The sequence below is a fragment of the Lactobacillus helsingborgensis genome (assembly GCF_000970855.1).
GTDB lineage: Bacteria > Bacillota > Bacilli > Lactobacillales > Lactobacillaceae > Lactobacillus > Lactobacillus helsingborgensis.
Window position 1 is genome coordinate 556,194 of record NZ_KQ034046.1, and the last position, 13,006, is coordinate 569,199.

Below are 13,006 nucleotides of genomic sequence, written 5' to 3' on the forward strand. Positions count from 1 at the left end.
AATGGGACTAACAATTAAAGAAGTTATCTTAATATCATTACTCGCCTATGTTTATTCTTTAGATAGGCACAGCACGCAAATTGCCGGGAAAATCACGATATTATACGGTGCATTGGCTGGCTTAATTCTAGGTGATTTTAAGCAGGGACTTGAGATTGGTGCCACCTTGCAATTAATGTCACTGGGAGTGGCAAATTTAGGTGGTGCATCAATGCCTGATTATCCTACTGCTGCGATTATTTCAGCTACAATCGCTATCACTTCAGGCAAAGGGATGGCAGCAGGAATGGCAATTGGCTTGCCCGTGGGCATGTTAGGTATGAACTTTGATGTTTTAATCAAACTGATTAATTCAGCAATCGCTAAAAGAGCTCAAAATTTTGCCCATAAAAAACAGTTTGGCAAGATGACGAGAACTATTCCACTTGCTACCATAATCTATCCGCTAGAATCAACAATACCAGTTTTCATTGCGATTGTTTTTGGTAAATCAGTAGTTCAAGCGATTTTAAATTTCATGCCTCAATGGTTTACCGTTGGGCTAAATGTAGCAGGAGGGATGCTGCCAGCAGTTGGTTTTGCTATGCTGCTGGTTTACATGCCATTAAAAAAATATGGTTATTGGCTAATCGTGGGCTTTGTCGCTACAGCTTATTTAAAAATGCCAGTTTTAGGAGTCGCACTATTAGGTGCAGCTGCAGCTATACATCTTTACTTAAGTCTTTCAAGTAAGAATAAAGTAATGGCTAATACTAGTAATAATGTAGGTAATTTATCAGAGGAGGATATGGAAGATGAGTGATCATAAGCTGACCAAAAAGGATATTTTAAGAACCGCTTTAAGGCATTATTTAGGAGTTACAACTTTCAATTATGACACAGGAATTGCTCCGACAATTGTTTGGGAATTGTTTCCGGCTTTAAGAAAAATATACGCCAATGATGATGATTTAGTTTTATCTTTAGATAATCATTTCAGATACTACAATTGTAATCCATGGCTATCTCCTTTAATCACCGGTGCAACTTTAGCAATGGAAGAAAAAGATGGCGTCAAGTCTATTGAAGCAGTTCAGAACCTGAAAACAGGATTAATGGGTCCGTTATCCGGCATTGGTGACACTATTATTTGGGTGATGATGCCGACCATATTTGGTGCTATTGCAGGCTCAATGGGTAAAAAAGGCAACCCCCTGGGTATGTGGCTATTCCTAGCTGTTTTTCTCATTTGCTTTTTCTTAAGACCCTACCTTTATTTTGTGGGTTACCAAACGGGAACAAATCTTATTGCGAAATTAGGTCAGAAGCTTGATGCTTTTACAGACGCGGTTTCGGTATTGGGTATCATGGTTATAGGATCGATAGTATCGTCAACTGTTAACGTACAAACGGGCTGGGCTTTTCAGACTGGTGGGGTCAAAATTACATTGCAGAGCATTCTTGACCAAATCTGTCCGTCTCTTTTACCCGCAATCTTAGTGGCTGTTCTCTATTATATGTTGAAAAAGAAGGTTAAAATGGCAACCTTAATTTTAGCAGTGATTGTAATAGCCATGTTGGGAGCTGCCATCGGGCTTTTTAAAGCCTAAATAAAGTATAAAAGTGGAGAAATTGATTTTGGTAAAAATAATTATTGTCACTCACAAAACTTTGGCTCAGGGATTTAAAGATTCCCTCAACTTTTTTACAGGACTTGATAAGCAAATTGTCGCCATCTGTGCTTATGAAAATAGTAACCAATTTCCGGAAAAAGAATTGGCTGCAGAAATAAGCAAAGTGAAGTCAAACGAAAAGTGTCTTATTTTAACTGATTTATTGGGCGGTAGCGTTAACCAGAATGCCGCTAAATACATCAAGGAAAATATTTTTTTAATCACAGGAATTAATTTAATTGTTGCTATTCAATTGGCACTGCTACCTGCAGACAAACTAACATCTGACAGCATTATGCAGGTTGTACAAGATGCCAGGAAACAAATAGTTTTTGTAAATGATTACTTAAAAAATAAAAAAAGTGACTTCGAAGATGAATAGCAAATCAGGCCTTTTGTGGAGTAATTAAATGATCATTGTGAAAGTTTTTAATAATAATATTGTTTTAGTTAAAAACAAAAAAACCGCTAAAGAAAGTATTCTTTGGGGCAAAGGAGTTGGTTTTCAGAAAAAAGCTGGGCAAAAAATTGTCATGAACAAAAACGATGCAATTTTCGTTAAAGAAGCAGAATCAGATTGGTCCAGATCATTTCTCTCACTAAGTGAAGAAATACCCCTCAAGTATTTCGAAGTGGCCAAAAAAATAGTTCAAGATGCTAGTGCAAATATGCAAGCCACTTTTAATCCGTTTCTACTGATTTCTTTAGCAGATCACATCTTCTTTACCATTAAACGGGCAAAAGAAAAAAATGGGGAAACTGAATTACCAATTAGTGAAATAAAAGAAGACTACTATAAAGAATTTAAGCAAGCGCAACTAGCCAAAAATTACATTGAGCAGGAATTTGATGTTGCTCTGCCTGAAAGCGAAGCTGGTTTTTTAGCCATCCATTTTGTAGAGAATGAAAAAGAATCAGTAAAAAATTACGATGATAGTAAGCAAATTAAAAATCGTGCTACTAATGACATTTTAGAGATTATTGCAGAAAATTTGCACCTTGATATGACTGATGAAAAAGTCAATTTTCGGCGTTTAAAAACTCATTTAAAGTTTTTACTAACCAGAATTCAGAATAAGGAATTTTTTAGAGATAGTAAGGAAGATAAAAAACTTTACCAGCAAATAATAAAGAATTATCCGGAACTATTAGACTGCGAACAGGCAATTAGTGACTATTTAGCAGAAACCTTTAATTATCACCTTAGTAAATCGGAACAAATATATTTGATTATGCATCTCAGGCAAATAGTGAAACAAAAAGATACTCAGAAAGAAGCAGAAAATGAAGATTAAAGAAGTTATCGATAAAATGATAAATTATCATTCCGGTCAAAAACTCAGTTCGGATATGAAACGTGATCGGATTTTGTTTGGCAATGAATTTAGCAATAAAGAATGCACCGGTATTGTGACTACTACATGGGCTAATATTGACGTGATTAAAGCAGCAATTAAACGGGGCGCAAATTTGATTATCTCTCATGAGGCCTTGTTTTGGAACCACGGCGATCATACTGATTGGCTGACGGCTAATAAAAATAAAACTTTTGCTCTGAAAAAGCAGCTGCTGGAAGACAATCAGATTGTAGTTTGGCGTGATCATGACCACATTCATTTTGGTGGCATTCCCGTTAAAGACCAATACTTCGATGGTATTTTTTATGGCTTTGCCCAAGAAATGGGCTGGGCTGAATATGCGACAGGAGGTGTAAAGGGAACGGCTGGATATTTAAGAGCTAAGTATCGTGAATATCAAATTCCGCAAACGACAGTCGCTAGTGTAGCCCAGAAATTAATGGCAAAAGGAGATTTGAATGGCTGCAAGATTTTTGGTGACCCTATGACGCCGGTAAGTAAAGTGCTGATACCGACACATAATTTAGGGGATGCTAAAGAATTAATCACCAAAATTGATCAGGAAAATTTTGACTTAGTTTTAGGACTTGAAGTCATAGACTTCACGTTAAGTGAGTACATTAGGGATAGTAATATGTTAGGACTTAATAAAGCATTGTTGACTGTCGGTCATTTTAATTTGGAGGAGTTTGGGGTTAAGTATATGATGAATTATTTGCCGCAGATTTTTGCTAATCAAATACCATGCAGTTTTGTTAAAGCTGGAGATAGTTATAACTATATATTAAATAAAAATAAATAGGATCATACTTACTGTTTTATTTAATAAATCGTAACACTTGTTAGTGTTACGATTTTTGTTTAATTACCAAACTTTTAGACGAAATGCTAACTTAGAAATATTATCCTAATGGTGAATGCCAAATTTTCATTACTAAAAGGGCAATGATAAGAAAAAAAATTGAGGCAATTGCTAACAAAACTTTTCTTTGCTTTGGCGTTTTTTTGGAGTCGCAACTAAAGACTAGGCAAAAACTGGCTACAACAATCAATAAACCAGTGATTAACAATAAGGTAAAACTATAATTCATTTTTTCACCAACTTTTGCTTAAGAATAAAAATTAAGGAAATAATAACTTGTCTTTTTGTGAATATTTTATTAATATGGTAATGATGTGGAGGACTTTATGAGTAGAATTAAAGTAATGACGGTTTTTGGAACTAGACCAGAAGCAATTAAGATGGCTCCTTTAGTGCAAAAACTAAAAAAAGATGAACGTTTTACAGAAGTCACAGTAGTAACTGCCCAGCATCGAGAGATGTTGGACCAGGTACTTAACATTTTTAAAATTAAACCTGATTATGACTTTAACATTATGAAGAAAAATCAAACCTTGGAAGGTATCACAACTAAGGTATTGCTTGATATGGTTAAGGTATTAAAGGAAGTTATGCCTGACATTGTCTTGGTTCATGGGGATACTACTACCAGTTTTGCGGCAGGGTTAGCCAGCTTTTATCTTCAGTGCCCACTCGGCCATGTTGAGGCAGGACTTAGAACATGGCATAAATACTCACCATTTCCTGAGGAAATGAACCGGCAAATGACCGATGATTTGGCTGATCTTTATTTTGCACCTACTAAAGTAAGTAAGCAAAACTTATTAACAGAAAATCATAACGCAGAGAATATTTTTGTGACTGGCAATACAGCTATTGATGCTCTATCAGAAACTGTCCAAGCAAATTATCATCATGAAGTTTTGGATCTAATTAAACCAGGGAGTAAAATTATTTTGGTGACAATGCACCGTCGGGAAAATCAAGGCGAACCAATGAGACGGGTATTTAAAGTTATGAAACAAGTTGTTGATAGCCACGATAATGTTGAAATGATTTATCCCGTCCATCTTTCTCCACGAGTACAAAAGGTCGCCCATGAAATTTTTGGGGATGATCCCAGAATTCATTTAATTGCGCCACTAGATGTAGTAGATTTTCATAATTTGGCTAAGCTCAGCTACTTTATTATGACTGATTCCGGCGGCGTTCAAGAAGAAGCTCCGGCTTTAAACAAACCTGTCTTGGTTTTACGTGATACCACGGAAAGACCAGAAGGCGTTAAAGCAGGGACGCTTAAGTTGGTAGGAACCCAGGTTGATGCTGTCAAAGCAGCAATGGTTGAACTACTTGATAATAAAGAGATTTATGATCAGATGGCCAGTGCTAAAAATCCTTATGGTGATGGGCATGCGTCTGACAGAATCATGGCTGATATTGCGTATTATTTTGCTAAAAATAAAGGACAACGTCCACAAGACTTTGAATAAACCACTTAGTTTTGCTATTAAAGCTGCTAGTTTTGAGCTTTTTTGTTTCTTTGGGCGTTAATCAAGCAATTATCAAAAGAATATGATTGCTCACCAAGTGAATGCTTAAAATAAAAAAAGATAATTTAAAAAGGTGATAACTTGTACGCTATCACCTTTTGTTTTTACGAGCTTTAATTTTTTCTTTTGCCCTCTTAATCATCGTTGTTTCCTGTGCTTGAAACACGGATCTAGTAGTCAGGTAATTGAAAATACCTACTAAAACTTGATCAACAATTTTCACGAATAGGGCGTCTAAGTGCAGCCAAGACAAACCAACCAGCATGATTAAACTGTCAGGAATAAGACTAATAATTCTGTAAGTAAAGAATACAATTAATTTTTGCCAAGTTGAATGTTCCTCATCTACGTTGTTAATAAAAACGGCTTTTTGATTAAATACGAACGAAGCCAAGTTTGAAATAATAAATGCAATAGTATTAGAAACTAGCACCACACTATGCCACCACTTATGCAGTACCATAAACACTACTGTATTGATTAGAGCTGCAATAAAGCCAAAAACCATGTAAACAAATAGATTACGGTGTCTTTTAACCAGATTGTTGGCTAGGCGATGGATTTTAGGATCTGATACCGAGTTAAATTTTCTAGAATCCATTTTTTTATTCTTAACCATTTAGTTGCTCAGCCATTTCCTTAGCTGCGTTGTCAATAAGGTCGAGGTCGTCATCGCCAGGGGCATTTTCAATTGTTACAGGTTTTGTAACTTCTTTGGCACCTACTTCTTTGAACATTTTTTCAAAATCAAAAACATTTTCGCAAAAATGATCGTTGTATACTCTGTCGCCACTGCCCATAACAGCAAAGAACTTGCCGCTCAAATCTAATTCTTTTAATTGATCATAAAAATCGGCAATTTCATCAGTCATTTGTCCTTCACCATAAGTATAGGTGACGAAAATGCACAGATCAGTTGTTAAATAATCACTAGCATCGGTAAATTCAGCTTCACTGGTTTCAACATCAAAACCATAATCTTGTAAATCTTCATCTAATATATCTGCTATATCAGCATCATTACCGGTCATACTTGCGTAGACAATTCTAGCCTTCATTTTGTTCATACCTTTCACAAAAACTGATTCACCAAAACATTATACCCAATTTTGCTGCTTTTATGAAATTCTTTAGTAAACTTTTAAAAAACGCTATAATGTAATCAAACATCATTTTACAGAGGGGAAATTAAATTTGATTACAATTAAATCCGTTAGAGAACTCAAGGGTATGCAGGCGTCAGGTCGATTATTAGCTTCAATGTTTGAAGGCTTGCGCGATGTAATTAAACCGGGAATTACAACTTGGACGATTGAAGAATTTTGTCAAGATTTTGTTAAAAGTCGGGGAGGTCGACTGTCAGAACAAGGTTTTGAAGGCTATAAATACGGCACCTGTATTTCTGTTAATGATCAGATTGCCCATGCAACACCGCGAAAAGACTTTGTTTTAAAAGAGGGCGATCTGGTAAAAGTTGACGTTACTTGCAACCTTAATGGTTTTGAAACAGATTCATGTACGACTTATCCAGTAGGCAAAATTTCTAAGGCAGATCAGGATTTAATGGATACCACAAAAAAGGCTATGTATTTAGGAATTGATCAGGCAGTTTTAGGAAACCGCATTGGTGACATTGGGGCTGCTATTCAGCATTTTGTAGAAGATGAACACCATTATGGTGATGTGAAAGAGCTGGTAGGTCACGGTATTCAACCAAGCATTCACGAAGATCCTGAAGTGCCTCACTGGGGCAAAGCCGGACATGGCCTACGCCTGCGTGAAGGAATGACTATCACTTGTGAACCAATGGTTGAAGCTGGTGGCGACTGGCGAATTGTAGAAAAAAGCGTACCAGATCCTAAAGATGACTGGGTGTTTTATGCTACACCTGATGGCTCAAAATCTGCTCAATTTGAACATACTTTTGCCATTACTAAAGACGGACCTAAGATTTTAACTTTGCAAAAACCCTACGATGGTTACGAAAAATATCTACCTCATTTTGACGAAATGGATGACTAAGGTGCATGGGAAGAAAAGCTGAGGCAATCAAAAAACGTTCATTTTTATTTTATAAAACTGTCTCCTTAAAATTTACTCAAGGTGAAGTTTTAACCAGTGCAATTGCGATTGCTTATTATGTCTTGTTTTCGATTTTTCCATTAATCATTATAATCGGGAACGTTTTACCGTTATTTCATATTGATACTGACCCAATTGCCAGTTATTTAAAATTAATTTTTCCAGATAAGATTGCCAAATTTATCATGCCAATAATAAATTCTTTACTTAAGAGTAAGTCTACTGGCTATATTTCTTTTGGTATTGTTTTGGCATTGTGGTCCGTATCTTCTTTGGTTAACGCAATTCGAATTGGTATGAACCGTGTATATGGCGTACGTGCAGTTGAATTAAAACAAAAATGGCAAATTACTGTTTGGACAAGATCAATCACTATTATGCTGACTAATTTAATGATTATCGTTTTTGCTTTGCTTAGTTTGACGCTCATCTTTGGTCAGCAGGTACTGGAATTTTTAAAACCTATTTTTTCTTTTTCAGTTGGGGAAATTGAAAAAATATTTAGTTATCGCTATCCCGTCATCATAATTACGATGATTGGTGCGCTATATTATTTAAATTACTTTTTGCCTAATATTAGGCTGAAAAAGAAAGTTATTTGGCCGGGTGTATTTACCACGTTATTCGGCTGGATTATTTTGTCTTGGCTTTTTGGGTTCTACCTGCATCATTTTCGAATTAGCTGGGAAAACTATGGCATTATTGGTACATTTATCATATTTATGCTTTGGCTCAATATTTCGTCGATTGTATTCCTGTTAGGTACTTGCGTTAATTCAGCTATTGTGACGCTTAATTATGGTGGCGTCCATTATTCTGTAGGCCGACTTGCTGAATATATTCAAAGAAAGCGCCACCGGTAAAAATTGGCACAATGGAAAATATTTTGGTATATTAGGTTTGTGATTTATAGAAAGTGTACAGGTAATGAAAGTAAGGAAAGCAATTATTCCGGCAGCAGGACTGGGTACAAGGTTTATGCCGGTAACCAAGTCAATGCCTAAGGAAATGTTGCCAATTGTTGACAAACCTACAATTCAATTTATTGTCGAAGAAGCCAAGAAATCTGGTATTGAAGACATTTTAATTGTCACCGGTAAAAATAAACGGTCAATTGAAGATCATTTTGATTCAAATCCAGAACTTGAACAAAATTTACAAGAAAAGGGCAAAACGGGACTGCTAAAAATGTCTCAAGACATTACGCACTTGGGCATTAATATTTACTATACCCGCCAACCTTATCCGGCAGGTTTAGGAGATGCAATTGCGCGCGGACGCAGTTTTGTCGGAGATGAGCCATTTGTCGTCATGCTCGGCGATGATTTGATGATGGATAAAGTGCCGTTAACTAAGCAGCTAATTGATCGCTATAATGAAACTCATGCTTCTACAATTGCTGTCATGCCGGTGCCTCACAAAGAAGTTTCTAAATATGGCATTATTAAGCCTGAAAATGAAATTATGCCCGGTTTGATTAACGTTAAGTCTTTTGTTGAAAAGCCGGCTGTTGATAAGGCACCAAGTGATTTTGCCATTATCGGACGCTATCTTTTAACACCAGAGATTTTCCCGATTTTAGCTGAACAAAAACCTGATAAGGGTGGAGAAATTCAGTTGACAGATGCAATTGATACTATGAACAAAACTCAGCGTGTTTTTGCTCACGTCTTCAATGGCGTACGCCATGATGTTGGTAATAAGGAAAACTATTTGGAAACCTCAATTGAATACGGCTTAAAGCATCCTGAAACAAAAGATGCTTTGCGCAAATATATTATCAATTTGGGTAAAAAATTGGAAAAGCAAGGTAAAGAATAATAAATAGTAGAATTTTGCAACTTTGGAAACCATTAATTAATGGTTTCTTTTTTTGTGTAAAATTTTTCTTAATGTGGCGCTTTTTGCTGTCTTTGAGCAATAAATTTTTGTATCATGCACGTTGAAACTTTTTGCTAGGGGATAGGTAAAATGAAAGATATTTATATTGTTGCAGCTAAAAGGACACCTTTTGGTCGGTATCGCGGCCTGTGGGCAGAGAAAAGCGCTGTCGATTTGGGCGAATTAGCACTATCAGCAACTTTAACAAGCATTGATTTAGCAGCTGAAAAACTTGATGCGCTATTTATGGGCAATGTTTTAGGAGCTGGTTTAGGTCAAAATATGGCTCGGCAAATTGCTTTAAATGTTGGGATGAGTGAAAAGAGCAGTAGCGTTACCATCAATGAAGTTTGCGGTTCAAGTCTGAAAGCACTTCGCGTGGCTCAAGGACAAATGGAGTTAGGTGACTTTGACTTAGTGGCTGTGGGCGGCGCAGAAAGTATGACTAATGCGGCTTATTTGGCAAAAGATAAAGCAAAGCCCCAGTTTCAGAGCGAAATGCTTCAAAATGGTTTAACTGATGCTTTTTCCGGTTCACACATGGGATTAACTGCCGAAAATGTGGCTGCAAAATATGGTATTAGTCGCTTAGAAATGGATCAATATAGTGCAAAGTCGCATCACAAGGCGGCAGAAATTGTTCAACAGGATTTTTTTAAAGACGAAATAATTGCTGTAAAAACTAACGGAAAATTTGTCCAGCAGGATGAAACAATCCGTCCAGATACTAATTTAGATGCGCTAAGCAAACTAAAGCCTGTTTTTAAAGAAAATGGTTTAATCACTGCCGGTAATTCTTCACCTTTAAGTGACGGCGCCAGTATGATTATTTTGGCGACTGGCGAGAAAGTCCAAGAATTAAACTTAAAACCACTTGCACGACTAGGCTCATTTGCTGAATCAGGTACTGATCCCGCATATATGGGCATGGCGCCTTATTTTGCAGTCAAAAAGTTATTGCAAAAAACAAATAACACGCTAGATGATTACGATGCAATTGAAGTTAATGAAGCTTTTGCTGCTCCAAGTGTTGCTCTAGCTAAGCAGCTGGAAATTCCAGAGGCCAAGCTAAATATTTTTGGTGGCGCTATTGCTTTAGGGCACCCACTGGCTGCCACAGGTACTCGCTTGGTGGGGACAGCAATCAATATCATGAATCACATCAATGGTCGCAAAGCTCTAGTTACCCTTTGTATCGGTGGCGGACAGGCAATCGCATGTGAAGTTGAGAGATGTTAAAATGAAATTTTATGAATTACCACCTGCTAAAAGACGGGAATTGCTTAAGCAGCAGGGAATTGAACTGGATGTGATTGATACCGAAGTGCTGGACGAACTTAATTTGTTAAGTGAAAACGTGGTAGGACAATTGCGTTTGCCAGTTGGCATTGTGCAAAATCTCCGTGTTAATGGTCAAAACTATCAAGTTCCTATGGCCACTGAAGAACCATCAGTAGTGGCTGCGGCCAATCATGGTGCCAGTATTGCAGCAAAAGCTGGAGGTTTTATAGCGGAAAGTCACCGTGACGGTATTTGGGGTCAAATCATACTGCAAGTTAGTGAAAATTTTCAGGCGGCTAAATTGCAGGCTTTTTTCCCAGAACTTATTAAGCTGACTAATAATAAATTTGCCAGTTTAGTCAACCACGGTGGCGGTGTGAAAACTATTACTGCAAAACAAGAAGCAGAACTGCTTTTTTTAAAAATCCTAGTCGATCCAGCTGAAGCTATGGGAGCAAACAAGGTAAATTCTATTTTAGAGTACATGGCTGCTAAACTTGCTGCTTGTCCTGGTATTGAGCAAAAATTATTTGCTATTTTATCTAATTATCCCAGCCAAATAACTAAAGTTAAAGTTGAGGTGCCTGTTGCAATAATTGGCGGCAGAAAAACAGCTCAAAAAATCGCTTTGCTAAGTAAAATTGGTCAAACTGACCCCATGAGAGCCGTCACCAATAACAAGGGGATTATGAATGGCATTGATGCTGTCTTGCTAGCAACCGGTAATGATACCCGGGCTGTAGCAGCAGCTTGTGGAGTCTGGTCAAGTAGCAGCGGCTCATATACCAGCCTGAGTGAATGGATTGTGCAAGAAGACAAATTGATAGGTCAGCTCAGCGTTCCTTTACTAATTGGCACCGTTGGCGGTTCAATCAATTCCAGAAAAGATATCAAGCAAAGTTATCGCATTTTGGGTAGAAATATTACCAGCAATCAACTAGCGGATATTATCGCTGCGATTGGTTTGGCTAACAATTTGGCTGCTTTATTGGCAATCGCCACTCAAGGTATTCAAAAAGGACACATGAAATTGCAAGCCAGGAATATTGTTGCCAGCCTTAAAGCCACCTCCCAAGAGCAAATAGCAGTTTTGCAAAAGCTGGTCAGCTCTAAAAAATACAGTCAGGCAGCTGCGCGAGAATTTTTACAAGAAGTTAGAAAGGAAAACAATGCAAGTCGGAATTGATCAAATTGGTTTTTATACTCCAAATAAATATGTTGATATGGTGGATTTGGCGCATGCGCGCAATGAGGATCCCAATAAATTTTTGATCGGGATTGGACAAAGAAAAATGAGTGTGGCTGATCAAACTCAAGATGCCGTGTCAATGGGAATAAACGCAACTTTGAGGTATTTAGATCAGGTTGAACTCGCAAAAGTCGGGCTATTGATAGTGGGAACAGAAAGCGGGGTTGATCAATCTAAATCAGCTTCACTTTTTATTAAATCAGCTTTAAACTTGCCTGTAAATGTGAGAACTTTCGAAGTAAAAGAAGCATGTTTTGGTATGACCGCTGGCATAATGATTGCTCGTGATTATGTGCGCTTGCACCCAAACCACAGCGCAATTGTTATTGGAGCAGATATTGCACGGTATGGTGTTAACACCGGTGGCGAGGTCACTCAGGGTGCAGGTAGTATAAGCATCCTGATCAAGGCTGATCCCCAAATTATGACCTTGAATGATGGTCATAGTGCTTATAGCGCAGATATTAACGATTTTTGGCGTCCCAATGATTCCCCAGTGGCACTGGTTGATGGTAAATATTCCAAAAACGTCTATTTGGACTTCTTTAAACATACTTACACTGCATATCAAACTCAAACAGGTAGCAAAACCAGTGATTTTACAGCGCTACTTTATCATTTGCCTTTTGTGAAAATGGGTTTCAAGGCAAACCAGTTGGCAATTGAGAAAGAAGATGAGGAAACTAAAAAGCGTCTAGCGGATAATTTTACTGCAAGTGCTTGTTATAGTAAGGAAATTGGTAATATCTATACTGCATCTTTATACCTAAGTCTTCTGAGTTTATTGGAAAATGCACAGTTGCCAGAAAACGCCAAAATTGGTTTGTTTTCTTATGGTTCCGGTGCAATGGGAGAGTTTTATTCTGGGCAAATTGTTAACAATTATGAACAAGCTTTGCATAAGACTGCAGATCAAACAATGATTGCGCGAAGACAAAAATTAAGTATTCCAGAATATGAACAAATTTTTAATCGAGCTTTGCAAGTCCCAGAAGATGGTTTGGAACTTGCAAGTGATGAACAGAGCGGCATGTGGTATTTTGCCGGTACTGAAAATCACGTCCGGCAATATCGGCAAAAATAGATCAAGCAAAAAATGCTGCTTTTAGCAG

General features: G+C 37.4%; 14 protein-coding genes. 12 read left to right on the forward strand and 2 right to left on the reverse strand.

Features of this window, described 5'->3' with window-relative positions; all coding sequences use genetic code 11:
- The first annotated feature begins 1 nt into the window (after position 1).
- From JF73_RS02700 to wecB, 6 genes are all read left to right on the forward strand, one after another.
- Positions 2 to 802, forward strand: a complete 801-nt coding sequence (locus tag JF73_RS02700; RefSeq protein ID WP_046326869.1) for a PTS mannose/fructose/sorbose/N-acetylgalactosamine transporter subunit IIC — start codon at positions 2 to 4, stop codon at positions 800 to 802.
- Positions 795 to 1,589: a PTS system mannose/fructose/sorbose family transporter subunit IID gene (locus JF73_RS02705; protein ID WP_046326870.1), complete on the forward strand. Its 795-nt coding sequence runs from the start codon at positions 795 to 797 to the stop codon at positions 1,587 to 1,589. The genes JF73_RS02700 and JF73_RS02705 overlap by 8 nt, the downstream gene beginning before the upstream one ends.
- 28 nt (positions 1,590 to 1,617) lie before the next feature.
- The gene (locus tag JF73_RS02710) at positions 1,618 to 2,034 is read left to right on the forward strand and encodes a PTS sugar transporter subunit IIA (RefSeq protein WP_046326871.1); all 417 of its coding nucleotides are present in this window, start codon (positions 1,618 to 1,620) and stop codon (positions 2,032 to 2,034) included.
- Positions 2,035 to 2,062: 28 nt separating this feature from the next.
- Positions 2,063 to 2,947, forward strand: a complete 885-nt coding sequence (locus tag JF73_RS02715; RefSeq protein WP_046326872.1) for a PRD domain-containing protein — start codon at positions 2,063 to 2,065, stop codon at positions 2,945 to 2,947.
- Positions 2,937 to 3,812, forward strand: coding sequence for a Nif3-like dinuclear metal center hexameric protein (locus JF73_RS02720; RefSeq protein ID WP_046326873.1), 876 nt, complete (start codon positions 2,937 to 2,939; stop codon positions 3,810 to 3,812). Before JF73_RS02715 ends, JF73_RS02720 begins: the two co-directional genes overlap by 11 nt.
- 386 nt (positions 3,813 to 4,198) lie before the next feature.
- The gene (wecB, locus tag JF73_RS02730) at positions 4,199 to 5,341 is read left to right on the forward strand and encodes a non-hydrolyzing UDP-N-acetylglucosamine 2-epimerase (RefSeq protein ID WP_046326875.1); all 1,143 of its coding nucleotides are present in this window, start codon (positions 4,199 to 4,201) and stop codon (positions 5,339 to 5,341) included.
- A gap of 151 nt (positions 5,342 to 5,492) precedes the next feature.
- Here the strand turns inward: wecB and JF73_RS02735 are convergent, their stop codons facing one another.
- The gene (locus tag JF73_RS02735) at positions 5,493 to 6,020 is read right to left on the reverse strand and encodes a GtrA family protein (RefSeq protein ID WP_038521767.1); all 528 of its coding nucleotides are present in this window, start codon (positions 6,018 to 6,020) and stop codon (positions 5,493 to 5,495) included.
- Complete coding sequence (locus JF73_RS02740; RefSeq protein ID WP_046326876.1) at positions 6,013 to 6,459, reverse strand: flavodoxin; 447 nt, start codon at positions 6,457 to 6,459, stop codon at positions 6,013 to 6,015. The genes JF73_RS02735 and JF73_RS02740 overlap by 8 nt, the downstream gene beginning before the upstream one ends.
- Before the next feature lie 136 nt (positions 6,460 to 6,595).
- Between JF73_RS02740 and map the strand changes: the two genes are divergently transcribed.
- The 6 genes from map (at position 6,596) to JF73_RS02770 (ending at position 12,978) form a co-directional block, all read left to right on the forward strand.
- On the forward strand, positions 6,596 to 7,423 hold the full coding sequence (gene map, locus JF73_RS02745; protein WP_046326877.1) for a type I methionyl aminopeptidase: 828 nt from the start codon (positions 6,596 to 6,598) through the stop codon (positions 7,421 to 7,423).
- Positions 7,424 to 7,428: 5 nt separating this feature from the next.
- Complete coding sequence (locus JF73_RS02750) at positions 7,429 to 8,346, forward strand: YihY/virulence factor BrkB family protein (protein ID WP_046326878.1); 918 nt, start codon at positions 7,429 to 7,431, stop codon at positions 8,344 to 8,346.
- Positions 8,347 to 8,410: 64 nt separating this feature from the next.
- On the forward strand, positions 8,411 to 9,304 hold the full coding sequence (gene galU, locus JF73_RS02755) for a UTP--glucose-1-phosphate uridylyltransferase GalU (RefSeq protein ID WP_038521775.1): 894 nt from the start codon (positions 8,411 to 8,413) through the stop codon (positions 9,302 to 9,304).
- A 150-nt stretch (positions 9,305 to 9,454) separates the two neighbouring features.
- Complete coding sequence (locus JF73_RS02760) at positions 9,455 to 10,603, forward strand: thiolase family protein (protein ID WP_046326879.1); 1,149 nt, start codon at positions 9,455 to 9,457, stop codon at positions 10,601 to 10,603.
- A 1-nt stretch (position 10,604) separates the two neighbouring features.
- Positions 10,605 to 11,831 carry a hydroxymethylglutaryl-CoA reductase, degradative gene (locus JF73_RS02765; protein ID WP_046326880.1) on the forward strand — a complete coding sequence of 409 codons (1,227 nt, stop codon included), beginning with the start codon at positions 10,605 to 10,607 and terminating at the stop codon, positions 11,829 to 11,831.
- Positions 11,815 to 12,978, forward strand: a complete 1,164-nt coding sequence (locus JF73_RS02770; RefSeq protein ID WP_046326881.1) for a hydroxymethylglutaryl-CoA synthase — start codon at positions 11,815 to 11,817, stop codon at positions 12,976 to 12,978. The genes JF73_RS02765 and JF73_RS02770 overlap by 17 nt, the downstream gene beginning before the upstream one ends.
- Positions 12,979 to 13,006: the final 28 nt, after the last annotated feature.

Bases quoted from the DNA above. Each gene is read 5' to 3' on its own strand.
- JF73_RS02700 (WP_046326869.1), top strand. From the start codon at position 2: ATGGGACTAACAATTAAAGAAGTTATCTTAATATCATTACTCGCCTAT.
- JF73_RS02705 (WP_046326870.1), top strand. From the start codon at position 795: ATGAGTGATCATAAGCTGACCAAAAAGGATATTTTAAGAACCGCTTTA.
- JF73_RS02715 (WP_046326872.1), top strand. From the start codon at position 2,063: ATGATCATTGTGAAAGTTTTTAATAATAATATTGTTTTAGTTAAAAAC.
- JF73_RS02720 (WP_046326873.1), top strand. From the start codon at position 2,937: ATGAAGATTAAAGAAGTTATCGATAAAATGATAAATTATCATTCCGGT.
- wecB (WP_046326875.1), top strand. From the start codon at position 4,199: ATGAGTAGAATTAAAGTAATGACGGTTTTTGGAACTAGACCAGAAGCA.
- JF73_RS02735 (WP_038521767.1), bottom strand. From the start codon at position 6,020: ATGGTTAAGAATAAAAAAATGGATTCTAGAAAATTTAACTCGGTATCA.
- JF73_RS02740 (WP_046326876.1), bottom strand. From the start codon at position 6,459: ATGAAGGCTAGAATTGTCTACGCAAGTATGACCGGTAATGATGCTGAT.
- JF73_RS02750 (WP_046326878.1), top strand. From the start codon at position 7,429: ATGGGAAGAAAAGCTGAGGCAATCAAAAAACGTTCATTTTTATTTTAT.
- galU (WP_038521775.1), top strand. From the start codon at position 8,411: ATGAAAGTAAGGAAAGCAATTATTCCGGCAGCAGGACTGGGTACAAGG.
- JF73_RS02760 (WP_046326879.1), top strand. From the start codon at position 9,455: ATGAAAGATATTTATATTGTTGCAGCTAAAAGGACACCTTTTGGTCGG.
- JF73_RS02765 (WP_046326880.1), top strand. From the start codon at position 10,605: ATGAAATTTTATGAATTACCACCTGCTAAAAGACGGGAATTGCTTAAG.
- JF73_RS02770 (WP_046326881.1), top strand. From the start codon at position 11,815: ATGCAAGTCGGAATTGATCAAATTGGTTTTTATACTCCAAATAAATAT.